General features: G+C 54.0%; 15 protein-coding genes. 11 read left to right on the forward strand and 4 right to left on the reverse strand.

What is annotated here, in order from left to right; all coding sequences use genetic code 11:
• Nucleotides 1–37 precede the first annotated feature (37 nt).
• Nucleotides 38–1,387, reverse strand: a complete 1,350-nt coding sequence (gene lysC / locus AC07RN_RS10370; RefSeq protein WP_478336305.1) for a lysine-sensitive aspartokinase 3 — start codon at nt 1,385–1,387, stop codon at nt 38–40.
• A 374-nt stretch (nt 1,388–1,761) separates the two neighbouring features.
• Here lysC and pgi point away from each other — a divergent pair, with 374 nt between their 5' ends.
• The 6 genes from pgi (at nt 1,762) to psiE (ending at nt 8,136) form a co-directional block, all read left to right on the forward strand.
• The gene (gene pgi, locus AC07RN_RS10375; RefSeq protein WP_011915493.1) at nt 1,762–3,411 is read left to right on the forward strand and encodes a glucose-6-phosphate isomerase; all 1,650 of its coding nucleotides are present in this window, start codon (nt 1,762–1,764) and stop codon (nt 3,409–3,411) included.
• 365 nt (nt 3,412–3,776) lie between these two features.
• Complete coding sequence (yjbE, locus tag AC07RN_RS10380; RefSeq protein WP_011915494.1) at nt 3,777–4,019, forward strand: exopolysaccharide production protein YjbE; 243 nt, start codon at nt 3,777–3,779, stop codon at nt 4,017–4,019.
• A 63-nt stretch (nt 4,020–4,082) separates the two neighbouring features.
• Nucleotides 4,083–4,721, forward strand: coding sequence for a YjbF family lipoprotein (locus AC07RN_RS10385; protein ID WP_478336306.1), 639 nt, complete (start codon nt 4,083–4,085; stop codon nt 4,719–4,721).
• Nucleotides 4,718–5,455: a capsule biosynthesis GfcC family protein gene (locus AC07RN_RS10390; protein ID WP_478336307.1), complete on the forward strand. Its 738-nt coding sequence runs from the start codon at nt 4,718–4,720 to the stop codon at nt 5,453–5,455. Before AC07RN_RS10385 ends, AC07RN_RS10390 begins: the two co-directional genes overlap by 4 nt.
• Entirely contained in the window at nt 5,455–7,551 is a 2,097-nt protein-coding gene (locus AC07RN_RS10395; RefSeq protein WP_478336308.1) for a YjbH domain-containing protein, read from the forward strand. The genes AC07RN_RS10390 and AC07RN_RS10395 overlap by 1 nt, the downstream gene beginning before the upstream one ends.
• A 174-nt stretch (nt 7,552–7,725) precedes the next feature.
• On the forward strand, nt 7,726–8,136 hold the full coding sequence (gene psiE / locus AC07RN_RS10400) for a phosphate-starvation-inducible protein PsiE (RefSeq protein WP_011915498.1): 411 nt from the start codon (nt 7,726–7,728) through the stop codon (nt 8,134–8,136).
• A 221-nt stretch (nt 8,137–8,357) separates the two neighbouring features.
• Here the strand turns inward: psiE and malG are convergent, their stop codons facing one another.
• The 3 genes from malG to malE form a co-directional block, all read right to left on the reverse strand.
• Nucleotides 8,358–9,248, reverse strand: a complete 891-nt coding sequence (gene malG, locus AC07RN_RS10405; RefSeq protein ID WP_011915499.1) for a maltose ABC transporter permease MalG — start codon at nt 9,246–9,248, stop codon at nt 8,358–8,360.
• 102 nt (nt 9,249–9,350) lie between these two features.
• Nucleotides 9,351–10,895 carry a maltose ABC transporter permease MalF gene (malF, locus tag AC07RN_RS10410; RefSeq protein WP_449554905.1) on the reverse strand — a complete coding sequence of 515 codons (1,545 nt, stop codon included), beginning with the start codon at nt 10,893–10,895 and terminating at the stop codon, nt 9,351–9,353.
• A gap of 121 nt (nt 10,896–11,016) precedes the next feature.
• On the reverse strand, nt 11,017–12,207 hold the full coding sequence (gene malE / locus AC07RN_RS10415; RefSeq protein WP_478336309.1) for a maltose/maltodextrin ABC transporter substrate-binding protein MalE: 1,191 nt from the start codon (nt 12,205–12,207) through the stop codon (nt 11,017–11,019).
• A 371-nt stretch (nt 12,208–12,578) separates the two neighbouring features.
• Here malE and malK point away from each other — a divergent pair, with 371 nt between their 5' ends.
• The 5 genes from malK to ubiA all read left to right on the forward strand — a co-directional run bounded on the left by malK (nt 12,579) and on the right by ubiA (nt 17,721).
• Entirely contained in the window at nt 12,579–13,688 is a 1,110-nt protein-coding gene (gene malK / locus AC07RN_RS10420; protein WP_235134508.1) for a maltose/maltodextrin ABC transporter ATP-binding protein MalK, read from the forward strand.
• A gap of 71 nt (nt 13,689–13,759) precedes the next feature.
• Nucleotides 13,760–15,097 (forward strand): maltoporin, encoded by a 1,338-nt coding sequence (locus AC07RN_RS10425; RefSeq protein ID WP_150099598.1) that lies wholly within the window; start codon nt 13,760–13,762, stop codon nt 15,095–15,097.
• 115 nt (nt 15,098–15,212) lie between these two features.
• A complete protein-coding gene (gene malM / locus AC07RN_RS10430) occupies nt 15,213–16,160 on the forward strand; it encodes a maltose operon protein MalM (RefSeq protein ID WP_478336310.1) in 948 nt (315 codons plus the stop codon).
• 181 nt (nt 16,161–16,341) lie between these two features.
• The gene (ubiC, locus tag AC07RN_RS10435) at nt 16,342–16,839 is read left to right on the forward strand and encodes a chorismate lyase (RefSeq protein ID WP_133631991.1); all 498 of its coding nucleotides are present in this window, start codon (nt 16,342–16,344) and stop codon (nt 16,837–16,839) included.
• 12 nt (nt 16,840–16,851) lie between these two features.
• Nucleotides 16,852–17,721 (forward strand): 4-hydroxybenzoate octaprenyltransferase, encoded by an 870-nt coding sequence (gene ubiA / locus AC07RN_RS10440; protein ID WP_449554903.1) that lies wholly within the window; start codon nt 16,852–16,854, stop codon nt 17,719–17,721.
• Nucleotides 17,722–17,742: the final 21 nt, after the last annotated feature.

A 17,742-nucleotide genomic window follows, 5' to 3' on the forward strand; every position in this document is an offset into this window, starting at 1 on the left:
CCCGGCTGATAGGTATTGTTTATCCTGCTAAGCAATTTTATTCAAACAAATTATGATGAAGTTTCTGCACGACCTGCTCGGCTTCATGACCCGGCACCAGGAAGCACAGGTTGTAGCTGGATGCGCCGTAGCAAATCATGCGGATGTTGAACGGGTCGAGCACGCCAAACACCTCTTTGCCCACGCCGCAGGCGCGTGACAGCTTATTGCCGATGATCGCGACCAGCGCCAAATCTTCTTCCACTTCCACGCGGCACAGAGCGGAAAGCTCCATCAGCAGCGACTGCGTCAGCAGCGTGTCGCCGGTAGACGTTGAGCCGGTGGTATCCAGCGTCAACGCGATGCTCACTTCCGACGTGGTAATCAAATCAACCGAGATATTATGGCGCGCCAGAATACCGAACACTTCGGCGAGAAATCCGCGTGAATGCAGCATATTCAGGCTGTGAAGCGTGACCAGCGTCTGCTTGCGGCGCATCGCCAGCGCGCGGAACAGCGGTGGGTTTACGGTGTTTTTGCACACCAATGTGCCGCCCGCTTTTGGATCTTTGCTGGAGCCGACAAACACAGGGATATCGCTGCGTACGGCAGGTAATAATGTGGCCGGATGCAGCACTTTCGCGCCGAAGGTGGCCATCTCAGCCGCTTCTTCGAACGCAATCACGTCAATACGTTTGGCGGCAGGCACCACGCGTGGATCGGTGGTGTAAATGCCCGGGACATCGGTCCAGATATCAACGCGGGTCGCGTACAACGCTTCACCCAGCAGGGCTGCCGTGTAGTCGCTTCCGCCACGGCCAAGCGTCGTGGTGCGGCCTTTGGCTTCGCTCCCGATAAAGCCCTGAGTAATGACGATACCTTCTGCAAGGCGCGGGGCCAACTGCTGTTTTGACAGCTCGGAAAGCGTGGCAACGTCCGGCTCGGCGCGGCCAAAACGGTCGCTGGTGCGCATCACTTTACGCACGTCAAACCACTGGGCCATCACGTCGCGTTCGCGCAGGATCTCAACGAACAGCAGGGTGGACATCAACTCGCCGTGGCTCACCAGTTCGTCGGTCAACGCAGTGGATGTCGCCAGCGAGGCGGCTTCTGCCAGGGTGGTGATATTTTCCAGCAGGCGTTCAATTTCTTCACGAATGACGTGCGGATTCTGCATACGCTCGAGGATATCGAACTGAATTTTGCGCAGCGCATCGAGCTTCACAAAGCGTTCGGTCGCTTCCAGTCCTTCAGACAGCGCAACCAGCAGGTTAGTCACACCTGCTGATGCAGAGAGCACAACCAGGCGGGTATTCGGATCGGCCAGCACCACATCGGCGCTGCGGTTCATGGCAGCGTAATCGGCCACGCTGGTCCCGCCAAACTTGGCGACAACAAAACTCGTCATAACATCCTCGTGTAGGAAAAGAATAAAGCGACCCTGGCACAAGAATGAAATGAAAACAGGTGCAGGCGCAAATACCGCCCTATAAATAAAATGCGGGAGGAGTCCTGTCAACGCTGGGATTATGCGGATTTTTCATGGGGGGTACCCCCTGAGTAACAGGACTTATAAAAGGACGATATTTTATCCTTCACTTTATGGCTGAACGGGCTACTTTTGACCGTCCGCAGTCCCAGGATTCAGCAGCTATACTTTTTGGGTCTTTTCACTCGCGTTTGATACAGACCAGGCCAATGGCATAAAAACCATCACAATTTCTCCGCGCAGGCGCTACAATCGACCGCAGTCACAATTCTCAAATCACAAGAGTATTGCTAATGAAAAACATCAATCCAACGCAGACTTCTGCCTGGCAGGCACTACAAAAACACTTCGACGAAATGAAAGACGTCTCCCTCGCGGATCTGTTCGCGAAAGACGGCGACCGTTTCAGCAAATTCTCCGCAACCTTTGACGATCAGATGCTGGTAGATTTCTCCAAAAACCGCATCACGGAAGAGACGCTGGCGAAATTGCAGGATCTGGCGAAAGAGACCGATCTGGCTGGGGCCATCAAGTCCATGTTCTCCGGCGAGAAGATCAACCGCACCGAAGACCGTGCCGTGCTGCACGTTGCGCTGCGTAACCGTAGCAATACGCCGATTATGGTTGATGGCAAAGATGTGATGCCAGAAGTCAATGCGGTGCTGGAGAAGATGAAAACCTTCTCAGAAGAAATTATTTCCGGAAGCTGGAAAGGCTACACCGGTAAAGCGATTACTGATGTGGTCAACATTGGTATCGGTGGCTCTGACCTCGGCCCGTTCATGGTGACCGAAGCGCTGCGTCCGTACAAAAATCATCTGAACATGCACTTTGTGTCTAACGTCGATGGCACCCACATCGCCGAAGTGCTGAAAAAAGTGAATCCAGAAACCACGCTGTTCCTGGTGGCGTCTAAAACCTTCACCACCCAGGAGACCATGACCAACGCCCACAGCGCGCGCGACTGGTTCCTGGCAACGGCGGGTGACAACAAACACGTGGCGAAACACTTCGCGGCGCTGTCCACCAATGGCAAAGCTGTGGGTGAGTTCGGCATCGACACCGCCAATATGTTTGAATTCTGGGACTGGGTTGGCGGTCGTTATTCTCTGTGGTCGGCGATTGGCCTGTCGATCATTCTGTCCGTTGGTTATGACAACTTCGTTGAGCTGCTCTCCGGCGCACACGCGATGGACAAACACTTCGCCAACACCGCGCCCGAGAAAAACCTGCCGGTTCTGCTGGCGCTGATCGGCATCTGGTACAACAACTTCTTTGGTGCTGAGACCGAAGCGATCCTGCCGTACGACCAGTACATGCACCGCTTTGCGGCGTACTTCCAGCAGGGCAACATGGAATCCAACGGCAAATACGTTGACCGTAACGGCAACGCGGTGGATTACCAGACTGGCCCAATCATCTGGGGGGAGCCGGGTACCAATGGTCAGCATGCGTTCTATCAGCTGATTCACCAGGGCACCAAAATGGTTCCGTGTGATTTCATCGCGCCAGCGACAACCCACAACGCGCTGTCCGATCATCACCAGAAGCTGCTGTCTAACTTCTTTGCACAGACCGAAGCACTGGCGTTTGGTAAAGCGCGCGATGTGGTTGAGCAGGAATACCGCGATTTGGGTAAAGATCCGGCGACGCTGGAAAACGTGGTGCCATTCAAAGTCTTCGAAGGCAACCGCCCAACCAACTCCATCCTGCTGCGTGAAATTACGCCGTTCAGCCTGGGTGCGTTGATTGCGTTGTATGAGCACAAAATCTTTACTCAGGGTGCCATCCTGAACATCTTCACCTTTGACCAGTGGGGCGTTGAGCTGGGCAAACAGCTGGCAAACCGTATTCTGCCGGAGCTGGGTGATGATAAAGATATTAACAGCCATGACAGTTCAACAAATGGTCTGATTAATCGCTATAAATCCTGGCGCGCGTAATCTTTATTCCGTAATACATGCCGGCGAAATGCCGGCATTTTTTTATCGGATAATTCCGGTTGTCCGTTACCTGACGCAAATTTCTATTATGAGTTTAATCCGAAAAGCCTGATTACCCCGTTAATTACTGCGGGTTATTTTAGGAAAATACGGAGTGTGAACGTTGTTTGTTATATTTTAACTTATTGAATGTAAATGAGTTTATTAATATTTATTTGCGGATTATATTTCCTTTCATCCATTTATCCTAAAACCGCCTGGCTATTTCCCCGTACGTCAATCCGCCTGCTTTAGTTGTGTATACTCGAATCCGCCTGAATTTCTTTTTGGGCAAATCTCCATTCATTCATTGAAGGGAAATTGTTATGAAGAAAGTACTGTATGGCATTTTTGCCATAACTGCGCTTGCGGCAACGTCTGTCTATGCAGCTCCGGTTCAGGTCGGGGAAGCAGCAGGCTCAGCAGCAACGTCTGCCTCAGCGGGAAGTTCTACCGCGACGGCGACAAGCACCGTAGGCTCGGCCGTGGGTGTCGCTCTGGCGGCAACCGGTGGCGGTGATGGCTCCAATACCGGAACCACGACCACCACGACAACCAGCACTCAGTAATCACGGGTGTTTTAATCATAACCACACTTCGGTGTGGTTATTTCGCCCCTTCGGAGAAGAGTCGTGAAGCGACCTGCAATCATTCTGATTTGCCTGCTTTTACAGGCCTGCTCAGCCACCACAAAAGGGCTGGGCAACTCACTGTGGGACAGCGTGTTTGGCACGCCTGGCGTACATCTTACGGACGATGACATCCAGAACATGCCGTATGCCAGCCAGTACATGCAGTTAAACGATGGCCCGCAGCTTTTTGTGGTGCTCGCTTTCGATGAAAACGGGCAGCAGAAATGGGTGACGCAAGATCAGGCCACCATCGTGACGCAGCATGGGCGTATCGTGAAAACCCTGCTGGGCGGTGACAACCTGCTTGAGGTGAATAATCTCGCGGCGGACCCCCTCATCAAACCCAATCAAATTGTCGATGGTGCAAGCTGGACGCGCACTCTGGGCTGGACCGAGCACAAGCAGGTCCGCTACGCCACCGCGCGTTCCGTTTTCCGCTGGGACGGCACGGATACCGTAACGCTGGGCAGCGATGAAACCCAGGTCCGCGTGCTGGATGAAGAAGTTACAACCGATCAGGCGACGTGGCATAACCGCTTCTGGGTGGATGAGGAAGGGCAGATTCGTCAGTCGCTGCAGTACCTTGGCGCGGATTTCTTCCCGGTAAAAGCCACCCTGATCAAGGCGGCGAAATCATGAAAATCATCACAAGCGTTGCGCTGATCGTCACGCTCGCCGCGCCGCTGGCGTGGTCTGCGGGCACCGTTAAGGTCTATACCCCGGACAACAAAGAGCCAAAAACCTTATCCAATGCTGAACATCTGATCGATCTCGTTGGGCAGCCCCGGCTGGCAAACAGCTGGTGGCCCGGCTCCATCATCAGCGAACGCCAGGCAACGGCGATAGCAGAACAAAAACACCAGGCCTTACTGGCTCGCCTGACCGGACTGGCAGAGCAAGAAGACGGCGACACGGCGGCAGCAATCAATGCGGTGCGCCAGCAGTTGCAGGCGATCACCGTAACCGGACGCCAGCGGGTGACTCTGGATCCCGATGAAGTCCGCGTAACGGAAAACGGCAACCCGACGCTGGAAGGCGACTACACGCTGTGGATTGTGGCGAAGCCTTCAACCGTTACCGTGGCGGGATTGCTCAGCAGCCCAGGCCAAAAACCCTTTACGCCAGGGCGCGACGTGGCGAGTTATCTGGACGAACAACACTTGCTGAGTGGTGCGGAAAACAGCTACGCGTGGGTGATTTACCCCGATGGCCGCAGGCAAAACGTCCCTGTTGCGTACTGGAACAAGCGCCACATCGAACCCATGCCGGGCAGCGTGATTTTTGTCGGCTTTGCCGATCACTTCTGGACGAAGGCGTATGACGGGCTGAACACCGACATGCTTCGCTCTCTGACGCAGCGGATACCGGAATAATGAAAAGACCTTATCTCTATAGCATGCTGGCGCTGTGCGTAAGCGCCGCCTGTCATGCCGAAACGTATCCGGCACCCATTGGCCCATCACAGTCAGATTTCGGCGGCGTCGGGCTCATGCAAACGCCCACCGCGCGTATGGCGCGTGAGGGCGAAATCAGTCTTAACTATCGCGATAACGACCAGTACCGCTACTACTCCGCTTCCGTACAGCTTTTCCCATGGCTGGAAACGACGCTGCGTTATACCGATGTGCGCACTAAACAGTACAGTAGCGTTGATGCGTTTTCCGGTAACCAGACTTACAAAGACAAAGCGTTCGACCTCAAACTGCGTCTGTGGGAGGAGAGCTACTGGATGCCGCAGGTGTCCGCGGGCGCGCGCGATATCGGCGGTACAGGGCTTTTTGATGCGGAATATCTGGTCGCCAGCAAAGCCTGGGGACCGTTCGATTTCTCACTCGGTTTGGGCTGGGGGTATCTCGGCACCAGCGGCAACGTGAAAAACCCATTCTGCTCCTACAGCGACAAATATTGCTATCGCGACAACAGCTATAAGAAAGCCGGTTCGGTGAGCGGGGACCAGATGTTCCACGGCCCGGCATCACTGTTCGGTGGCGTGGAATATCAAACGCCATGGCAGCCGCTGCGCCTGAAGCTGGAATACGAAGGCAACAACTATACCGAAGACTTTGCGGGCAAGATTGAGCAGAAGAGCAAGTTTAACGTTGGCGCTATTTACCGCGTCACCGATTGGGCCGACGTTAACCTCAGCTACGAGCGCGGTAACACCGTGATGTTTGGTTTTACGCTGCGCACCAACTTTAACGATATGCGGCCGTCCTATAACGACAATGCACGGCCTGCGTATCAGCCGCAGCCGCAGGACGCGATCATTCAGCACTCGGTGGTGGCGAATCAGCTCACGCTGCTGAAATACAATGCGGGCCTTGCCGATCCTAAAATCCAGGCAAAAGGTGACACGCTATACGTCACGGGCGAGCAGGTGAAATACCGCGATTCCCGCGAAGGGATCGAGCGCGCCAATCGGATCATCATGAACGATCTGCCGGATGGGATCCGCACGATCCGCGTGACGGAAAATCGCCTCAATATGCCGCAGGTGACGACCGAAACGGACGTGGCCAGCCTGAAGCGTCATCTCGAAGGCGAACCGCTGGGGCATGAAACCGAACTGGTGCAAAAACGCGTAGAACCGGTGGTGCCAGAAACCACCGAGCAGGGCTGGTATATCGACAAATCTCGCTTTGATTTCCATGTCGATCCGGTACTGAACCAGTCCGTTGGTGGGCCAGAAAATTTCTATATGTATCAGTTGGGCGTAATGGCTACGGCAGATCTGTGGGTGACGGATCATCTCCTGACCACCGGTAGCCTGTTTGGCAATATCGCCAATAACTACGACAAATTTAACTACACCAATCCACCAAGCGACTCAAAACTGCCGCGTGTGCGTACCCGCGTGCGTGAGTATGTGCAGAACGATGTGTATGTGAACAACATGCAGGCCAACTATTTCCAGTATCTCGGCAACAGTTTCTATGGCCAGGTATATGGCGGTTATCTGGAAACCATGTACGGCGGCGCGGGTGCAGAACTCCTGTACCGCCCGGTCGATAGCAACTGGGCGTTTGGTCTTGATGCCAACTACGTGAAACAGCGTGACTGGCGTAGCGCGCAAGACATGATGAAGTTCACCGATTACAGCGTCAAAACCGGGCATTTGACTGCCTACTGGACCCCGTCATTTGCGCAGGACGTGCTGGTGAAAGCCAGCGTCGGGCAGTATCTGGCGGGCGATAAAGGCGGCACGCTGGAAGTCGCCAAACGCTTCGACAGCGGCGTGGTGGTCGGCGGTTACGCCACGATTACCAACGTTTCGCCAGAAGAATACGGCGAAGGGGACTTCACCAAAGGCGTGTATGTGTCGATTCCGCTGGATCTGTTCTCATCCGGACCAACCCGTAGCCGTGCGGCAATTGGCTGGACGCCGCTGACGCGCGACGGGGGTCAGCAGCTTGGACGTAAGTTCCAGCTGTATGACATGACCAGCGATCGGAGCGTGAACTTCCGCTGATGCTTTCCCCTCACCCTCTGCTCAAAGGGGGCTGGTTTTCGCCCTCTCCCTTTTAGAGAGAGAGCCTGGGTGAGGGGTATTATTTTGCTTTGCATAAAACATAAACAAAAAATATAGATCTCCGTCACAATTTTGCGTTATACAGGTACTTCGCCCCTGAGATTGAGGTGCTGTATGACATCCCTGACGCGTCCGCGCGTTGAGTTTATCTCAACGATTCTCCAGACCGTGTTGAATATGGGTCTGTTAAGCCTTGGCCTGATTCTGGTCGTCTTTCTGGGCAAAGAAACGGTACATCTGGCTGATGTGCTGTTCGCCCCCGAGCAAACCAGCAAATATGAGCTGGTGGAAGGACTGGTGGTCTACTTTCTCTACTTCGAATTTATCGCCCTGATTGTGAAGTACTTTCAATCCGGCTTTCACTTCCCGCTGCGTTACTTTGTCTATATCGGGATCACCGCGATTGTGCGGCTGATCATCGTCGATCATAAATCACCGCTCGACGTACTGATCTACTCGGCGGCGATCCTGCTGTTGGTGATCACTTTGTGGCTGTGCAACTCCAAACGGCTGAAGCGGGAATAAAAAAATGGCGGCCCGAGGGCCGCCAAACAACAGTCACAAGTTAACTCGTCATATTTCAGGCTGCTGATGCGTTGGCTGCGTTCGTTCACCCCAGTCACTTACTTGAGTAAGCTCCTGGAGATTCACTCGCTTGCCGCCTTCCAGCACCCCGAAATATTTAGAGTTTTGGGTCAATACATTACGTCAAAGTTGAGGGTTGCAGTGGCATAACATGATGAAGCTTAACCTTTCACACCGCCTGCCGTCAGGCCGTTCACCAGCCAGCGCTGAGCTAGCAGGAACACCACGGTAATCGGGATGGCGGAGAGTACAGCGGCTGCGGCAAAGTCGCCCCACAGGTAGTTTTGCGGGTTGAGATATTGCTGCATACCGACTGCCAGCGTGTAGCTATTCACATCACGCAGCAGCAGGGACGCGACCGGTACTTCAGTAATGGCCGCGATAAACGACAGAATAAAGACCACGGCCAGAATCGGCACCGACAGCGGTAACAATACCAGGCGGAAGGCCTGCCACGGCGTGGCGCCATCCAGCGCAGCCGCTTCTTCCAGCGATCCGTCGATGGTTTCGAAATAACCTTTAATCGTCCATACATGCAGCGCGATGCCGCCCAGATAGGCGAAGATCACGCCGCCGTGCGTGTTTAGACCGATAAACGGTACGTATTGACCAAGACGGTCAAACAACGCGTACAACGCCACCAGCGATAGCACCGCCGGGAACATCTGGAAGATCAACATCCCTTTCAGCAGCGTCGCTTTGCCCGGGAAGCGCATGCGGGCAAACGCGTAAGCACAGGTGGTTGAGAGCGCCACAATCCCCACGGCGGTAATACCGGCCACTTTGATTGAGTTCCACAGCCACAGCAGAACCGGGAACGGCGGCGGCGTCACGCGGCCATCGGCGTGCTCGACGCTAAAACCTAACGCCAGTCGCCAGTGCTCCCAGGAGATTTTTTCCGGGATCAGGCTGCCGGTAGCAAAGTTGCCCTCGCGCAGCGAGATGGCGATAACCATCAGCAGCGGGAACATAATGGCTGCGATAAAAATCAGCAGGCCTAAGTGCGTCGCGAAGAGGCGCAGCTTTTGAGATTTGGGTTGGACCATAGCCATAATAATTCTTACTCCTTAATACCGCTCCAGGCTATTTCACTTGCCAGTCTGAACGCTGGCAGCGTCCGGACTGGTTGCGTCAATGACGCCTGGTGATTCCGATTAATCAAATTTCATACGTGTGGCTTTCAGATTCACAATCGCCAGCGCGCCCACCAACAGGAAGATCAGAGTGGCAATCGCCGCCGCCAGACCGAAGTCCTGCCCACCGCCGCCTTCAAAGGCGATGCGGTAGGTATAGCTTACCAACAGGTCGGTATAGCCCGCGGGCGTGGTAGTGCCGAGTCGGTCCGGGCTGCCGTTGGTCAGAAGCTGAATCAGTACGAAGTTATTAAAGTTAAAGGCAAAACTGGCAATCATTAGCGGGGTCAGCGGCTTGATCAGCAGCGGGAGCGTAATCTTAAAGAAGTTCTGGAACGGGCCCGCGCCGTCCATCGCGGAGGCTTCGTACAGGTCGTCCGGAATTGCTTTCAGCAGGCCCATGCACAGGATCATCATGTACGGATAGCCGAGCCAGGTGTTGACGATGATAATCATCGAGCGAGCCGTTGTTGGGTCGCTAAACCACGCCGGCTTAATGCCAAACAGCGCGCCCAGCATCATGTTGATTTCACCGAAGCTCTGGTTGAACAGGCCTTTGAAAATCAAAATCGAGATAAACGACGGGACGGCGTAGGGCAGAATCAGCAGCACGCGGTAAATGGCTTTGCCCTTCAGGGACTCCCACTGCACCACGCACGCGAGCACCATGCCGACCGCCACGGTCAGGATCACCGTCAGGACGGAGAACACCACCGTCCAGACGAAAATGGCCATGAACGGTTTCTGGATGCCTTCGTCGGTAAAGACGCGGGTAAAGTTGTCCCAACCGATGGTGACGGTATAGCCTGGGCTGAGTTTATCGTCGCCCCATTTGCCATCGGCATTTACGGACTGATAGAACCCGATATCGTTATTTGGACGATATTTCACGCCGGTCTGGTTGTTGGTCAGCGAGCCGTCATCCGCTCGCGTGTACAGCGGCTGCGTGCCTGAGAACTGGCGCAGCGAGCTCATGATGACTTTGCTTTCGTCAGGCAGCACGGCGGTGAGTTGCGTCAGCGCCTGGCGATTCTGAGTGATAATACGCAGATTGGCGCGTTCGCCTTCTGGTAGGGCATCCGCTTCTTTAAGCGTCAGCTTTTGTTCGCCGCCAAGTTTGAAAGCGTCGGAGACGTATTGTTTACCACTTTCCTCGTCTGACAGCGCCAGCTTCCACTCCTCTCCCGCTGGATATAAACCAAAGTTAAAGGTTTTTCCGGCCTGGTAGGAACGGTCCATCAGCACCTGCTGGGCGCGTTCCTGAGCGAGCTGGTTGGTGCTGCTGTAGTTGGTGAAGGCGATGGCGATAGTACAAATCAGGGGGAACAGGACAAACAGCCCCATCCCGGCGACACCCGGATACACGTAGCGCCAGGCGTAGGCTTTGCGATTGGCAAAAATATACAGGCCAACTGAGCTTAAAATCAGCGTCATGATGGCGAACAGGTACTCCCCCTGTACATACATTAAAACAACAAGGTAGCCCACCAGTAAGCCGAGCAGACCTATCACTGACCATTTCAGCGTGTCGCTTTGCCACCAGTGCTTCTTTTTAATGACATCCATGGGGATCTTCCTCTACAGCATTTTTTGTTCTCCCTCTCCACTTAGGGGAGAGGGTCGGGGCGAGGGGATACAGGCGGCCTCACCCTAACCCTCTCCCTAAAAGGGAGAGGGGATAAAAGCATTATTTCGTAATACGACCCTGTGCATCTTTCAGCGCAGCATCTACCGTCTGACGACCGCTTGCCGCGTTGATCACAGCAGTACGGGTGGCATACCAGAACGCCGCCATTTGCGGGATGTTTGGCATGATTTCGCCTTTCTGGGCGTTATCCATGGTGGCGGCAATGCGTGGGTCTTTCGCCAGAGTCTCCTGGAAGGATTTCAGTGCGACAGCACCCAGCGGTTTGTCCTTGTTCACCACATCCAGACCCTGGTCGGTCAGCAGGTAGTTTTCGAGGAACTCTTTCGCCAGCTCTTTGTTCGGGCTGGCGGCGTTGATACCTGCGCTCAGCACGCCAACGAACGGTTTAGACGGCTTGCCTTTAAAGGTAGGCAGCAGTGCGACGCCGTAGTTGATTTTGCTCTTATCGATGTTAGACCAGGCCCACGGACCGTTGATGGTCATCGCGGTTTCGCCTTTATTGAACGCCGCTTCTGCGATGGAGTAATCGGTATCCGCGTTCATGTGTTTGTTTTTAATAAGGTCGACCAGGAAGGTCAGACCGGCTTTCGCACCAGCGCTGTCCACGCCCACGTCTTTCACGTCGTATTTGCCGTTTTCAAACTTGAACGCATACCCGCCGTCAGCCGCAATCAGCGGCCAGGTGAAGTACGGTTCTTGCAGGTTAAACATCAACGCGCTCTTACCTTTCGCCTTCAGCTCTTTATCCAGAGCCGGGATCTCTTCCCAGGTTTTTGGCGGGTTCGGTACGAGGTCTTTATTGTAAATCAGAGAGAGTGCTTCAACGGCGACCGGATAAGCGATCAGCTTGCCGTTATAACGCACTGCGTCCCAGGTAAACGGGAACAGTTTGTCCTGGAACGCTTTATCTGGAGAGACCTCCGCCAGCAGACCCGATTGTGCATAGCCGCCGAAACGGTCATGCGCCCAGAAGATAATGTCCGGGCCATCGCCCGTTGCTGCGACTTGCGGGAATTTCTCTTCCAGTTTGTCCGGGTGTTCAACGGTGACTTTAATGCCGGTGTCTTTTTCGAATTTTTTACCCACTTCGGCCAGGCCGTTGTAGCCTTTGTCGCCGTTAATCCAGATAACCAGTTTACCTTCTTCAATTTTGGCGAGCGCCGGTGCGGAAATCATCATTGCTGCCAGGGCGGACAAGGCGAAAACGCGTGCGCCAGTATTGATCTTCATATCTGCCATCCTTTTGGGTGATGTGCTCATGGATACACTGAGGTGGTTCAACGTGACTCAGTCTCCTTATTTGACATCCTCTTTCCATCCTCCTTAGCCCTACGCCCCACCCCCTCTTTATGTGATCTGTGTTGCATAGATTTAAGTTATGAGTCATGGCGCACATAAAAACACGCAGATTTTTGTCGCATGTATCACGAAATTAGCCGCAGCCCGCCTGATGCGGGGGCAGAACCGCCGGCCTCATCCTCCCGCCTCCTCCCCCACAAAAAAACGAGGGGGTGGAGGATTCACAACAGTAATGGATGCCCCATATTCAGCCCATCTTGAATGTTTCTGTCGGTGACAGGTTGTAACGAAGGGAGAAGGGCATGGCGAGCGTACAACTGCGGAATGTAACGAAAGCCTGGGGCGACGTAGTGGTGTCGAAAGACATCGATCTGGACATCCACGAAGGTGAGTTCGTGGTGTTTGTCGGTCCATCGGGCTGCGGTAAATCAACTCTGCTGCGTATGATTGCCGGACTTGAAACCATCACCAGCGGCGATCTGTTTATTGGTGAGACGCGCATGAATGACATCCCGCCTGCAGAACGCGGCGTGGGTATGGTGTTCCAGTCCTATGCACTTTATCCCCATCTCTCCGTTGCCGAAAACATGTCCTTCGGTCTGAAGCTGGCCGGAGCCAAAAAAGACGTTATCAACCAGCGCGTGAATCAGGTGGCCGAAGTGCTGCAGCTGGCACATTTGCTGGAACGCAAACCAAAAGCCCTGTCCGGTGGGCAGCGTCAGCGCGTGGCGATTGGTCGTACGTTGGTAGCAGAACCGCGCGTCTTTTTGCTTGATGAACCGCTTTCTAACCTGGACGCCGCGCTGCGCGTTCAGATGCGTATTGAAATTTCCCGTCTGCATAAACGTCTTGGCCGCACGATGATTTACGTCACCCACGATCAGGTTGAAGCGATGACGCTCGCCGACAAAATTGTGGTGCTGGACGCAGGCCGCGTCGCGCAGGTGGGCAAACCTTTAGAGCTGTATCACTACCCGGCCGACCGTTTTGTTGCGGGCTTTATTGGCTCGCCAAAAATGAATTTCCTGCCGGTAAAAGTGACTGCGACAGCTATCGAACAGGTACAGGTGGAACTGCCTAACCGTCAGCAGATTTGGCTGCCAGTGGACAGCGCCAGCGTACAGGTCGGGGCGAATATGTCCCTGGGTATCCGTCCTGAGCATTTACTGCCGAGTCAGATCGCTGATGTGACGCTGGAAGGTGAAGTTCAGGTCGTCGAACAGCTTGGTCATGAAACACAGATTCATATCCAGATCCCCGCCATCCGTCAGAACCTGGTGTACCGCCAGAATGACGTGGTGTTGGTAGAAGAGGGTGCCACATTCGCTATCGGCTTGCCGCCAGAGCGTTGCCATCTGTTCCGTGAGGATGGCACCGCATGTCGTCGGTTGCACAAAGAGCCCGGCGTTTAAGCACTCCCAATAAAAGGCACGAAACCGACAGGTGAAGTGTTCAAAGAAAAGCAATGATCTCAGGAGATAGAATAATGATTACTCTGCGCAAAGTTCCTCTGGCACTCGCCATTGCGGCAGGCATCTTGTCTGCCCAGGCCGGTGCTGTCGACTTTAAAGGTTATGCTCGTTCTGGCATTGGCTGGACCGGGAGTGGTGGTGAGCAGCAATGCTTCCAGGCAACGGGTGCCCAAAGTAAATATCGTCTCGGTAACGAATGTGAAACGTATGCCGAGATTAAACTGGGTCAGGAAGTCTGGAAAGAAGGTGATAAGAGCTTCTATTTCGATACCAACGTAGCGTATTCCGTTGCACAGCAGAATGACTGGGAAGCGACTGACCCGGCATTCCGTGAAGCAAACGTGCAGGGTAAAAACCTGATTGATTGGCTGCCAGGTTCTACCATTTGGGCCGGTAAGCGTTTCTATCAACGTCATGACGTTCACATGATCGACTTCTACTACTGGGATATTTCTGGTCCTGGTGCGGGTCTGGAAAACATCGACGTCGGCTTCGGTAAACTGTCTCTGGCTGCGACGCGTTCTTCTGAAGCGGGCGGTTCTTCTTCATTCGCCAGCAACAGCATTTATGACTACACCACGCGCACAGCGAATGACGTTTTCGACGTTCGTTTAGCGCAGATGGAAATTAACCCAGGCGGAACGCTGGAACTGGGTGCCGATTATGGCCGTGCCAATGAACGTGATGGCTATTATCTGGTTGACGGTGCATCAAAAGATGGCTGGATGTTCACCGCAGAACACACCCAAAGCATGTTGAAAGGCTTCAACAAGTTTGTCCTGCAATATGCGACTGATTCTATGACCTCTCAGGGTAAAGGCCTGTCGCAAGGTTCAAGCATCGGCACCTCCGATAATATCAACTATGCGATGAACAATAATGGCCACCTGTGGCGTGTTCTGGACCACGGTGCGATCTCCTTAGGCGATAGCTGGGACCTGATGTATGTCGGTATGTATCAGGACATCAATCTGGACAGCAATAATGGTACTAAGTGGTGGACAGTGGGCGTGCGTCCAATGTTCAAATGGACGCCAATCATGAGTACCTTGCTGGAAGTTGGCTATGACAACGTTAAGTCTCAAGAGACTGGCGATACCAACAACCAATACAAAATCACCCTGGCACAACAATGGCAGGCTGGCGACAGCATCTGGTCTCGCCCGGCAATTCGTGTATTCGCGACCTATGCCAAGTGGGATGAAAAATGGGGCTATGCGCCAAGCGGTAATAACACCAAAGCGGGTTATAACCCAGGCGTTGCTTACAGTGACACTTCTCTGAACAGCTTTAGCCGTGGCGACAACGATGAGTGGTCATTCGGCGCTCAGATGGAAATCTGGTGGTAATACCGTCTTAATCTGACGAACTGATCAAACAGAGGGGCGAAAGCCCCTCTATCCCTTAGGAACGGCGCGCTATTGCCCGGCTACCGCTGAACCTGTGCTTTATGAGGTGATAACAATGAAAATGAAGAAAAGTCTCGTAGCCCTTTGCTTATCAGCGGGATTATTGGCCAGCGTTCCTGCCATCACGCTCGCAAATGTGAATTTTGTTCCACAGAATACAACGACGGCTCCGGCTATTCCGGCGGCGGCGTTGCAGCAACTTGTATGGACCCCAGTCGATCAGTCTAAAACGCAAACGACTCAGCTTTCGACCGGTGGCCAAACCCTGAATGTCCCTGGTATCACTGGCCCCGTAGCGGCCTATAGCGTGCCGGCAAACATTGGTGAGCTGACCTTGACGCTCTCCAGTGAAGTGAACAAACAAACCAGCGTTTTTGCACCGAATGTGTTGATTCTCGATCAGAATCTGACGCCATCTGCATTCTTCCCAAGCGAATACTTTACCTATCAAGAACCCGGTGTGATGAGCGCCGATCGTCTTGGTGGGGTGATGCGCCTGACGCCAGCGTTGGGTCAGCAGAAGATCTATGTGCTGGTCTTCACGACTGACAAAGATCTCCAGCAAACAACAACGCTGCTGGACCCGGCAAAAGCCTATGCCAAAGGTATCGGTAACGCTGTACCGGATATCCCGGATCCTATTGCCCGTCATACCACAGACGGCGTTGTGAAATTGAAAGTGTCTACCAATAGCGCCTCAAGTGTTCTGGTCGGGCCGCTCTTTGGTTCTTCTTCTACCGGGCCTGTCACTGTGGGCAACACCGCAGCGCCTGCGCCAGCTTATGCAGCGCCAGCAACGACTGCTGCCGCTCCTGCACTTGCTCCGGTGAAAAAATCTGCACCGGTACTGAACGATACTGAAACCTACTTCAACAAAGCGATCAAACAGGCCGTTGATAGCGGCGATGTCGACAAAGCGCTGAAGCTGCTTGATGAAGCTGAGCGTTTAGGTTCAACCACTGCCCGTTCGACCTTTATCAGCAGTGTAAAAGGCAAGGGGTGACCGTCTCCCCACAGTGCTGATTTTGTCAGTAGTTTAGTGCGCCTGAGTGGGCGCACTTTTTTTGGCGCTGTTTATGCTGTTGCGCCACTGTTGCGATAATGTTCGCTAATCCACGTTTGAACGCCCCCAACCTGCATTTCTGCGATACAATAGCCATACGTTATGTATCGGAGAGTCTGGCATGTCACACCCTGCGCTAACGCAACTGCGTGCGCTGCGCTATTTTGACCAAATACCCGCGCTGAGCCCTGAGCAACTCGACTGGTTGCTGCTGGAAGATTCCATGACGAAACGTTTTGAGCAGCAGGGGAAAAACGTCACCGTGACGCTGATTCAGGAAGGATTTGTGTCCGCTGATGAGGTCTCCAGCGAGCTACCGTTGTTGCCAAAAGAAGAACGCTACTGGCTGCGTGAAATCCTGCTATGCGCGGATGGCGAGCCATGGCTTGCCGGGCGCACCGTCGTTCCGGAATCCACGCTTTCTGGCCCAGAACTGGCTCTGCAAACATTGGGTAAAACCCCGCTGGGACGCTATCTTTTTACGTCGTCCGAGCTCACCCGTGATTTTATTGAAATAGGGCGCGATGCCGATCTGTGGGGACGCCGTTCCCGCCTGCGCTTAAGCGGCAAACCGTTAATGCTGACGGAACTGTTTTTGCCCGCATCGCCGTTGTACTAAGAGGATATGAAAATGGAGTGGAGTCTGACGCAGGATAAGCTGCTGGCCTTTCACCGCCTGATGCGAACAGATAAACCGATCGGTGCTTTGCTGCTGCTGTGGCCAACGCTGTGGGCACTGTGGGTCGCGGCTCCCGGTTTGCCACCGCTGTGGATCCTGGCGGTCTTCGTGGCTGGCGTCTGGCTGATGCGCGCGGCGGGTTGCGTGGTGAATGATTATGCCGATCGTAAGTTTGACGGACACGTTAAACGCACCGCCAATCGCCCACTGCCCAGCGGCCAGGTATCGGAAAAAGAGGCGCGCACGCTGTTTGTTGTGCTGGTCGTACTCGCTTTCCTGCTGGTGCTCACGCTTAATACCATGACGATTTTGCTTTCGGTGGCGGCGCTGGCGCTGGCGTGGGTATATCCGTTCATGAAGCGTTATACGCATTTGCCGCAGGTGGTGCTAGGCGCAGCGTTCGGCTGGTCAATTCCCATGGCGTTTGCTGCCGTCAGTGAGTCCGTGCCGCTGAGCTGCTGGCTGATGTTTCTCGCCAACATCTTGTGGGCGGTGGCCTACGACACTCAATACGCTATGGTCGACCGTGATGATGACCTGAAAATCGGCATCAAATCGACGGCGATTTTATTCGGTCGTCACGACAAGCTGATCATTGGGATATTGCAGGTCGCCGTACTGGCGCTGATGGTGGTCATTGGCCGTCTGAACGGGCTGAACTGGGAGTTTTACTGGTCGGTGCTGGTGGCGGGACTGTTGTTTGCGTATCAGCAAAAGCTGATCGCCAGGCGCGATCGTGAAGCCTGCTTTAAAGCCTTCCTGAATAATAACTACGTTGGACTGGTGCTGTTTTTAGGTCTGGCGATGAGTTACTGGTCTTAGGTCAACGCAAAACGGTCTCGA

Source organism: Lelliottia sp. GFLA7 (genome assembly GCF_056490165.1).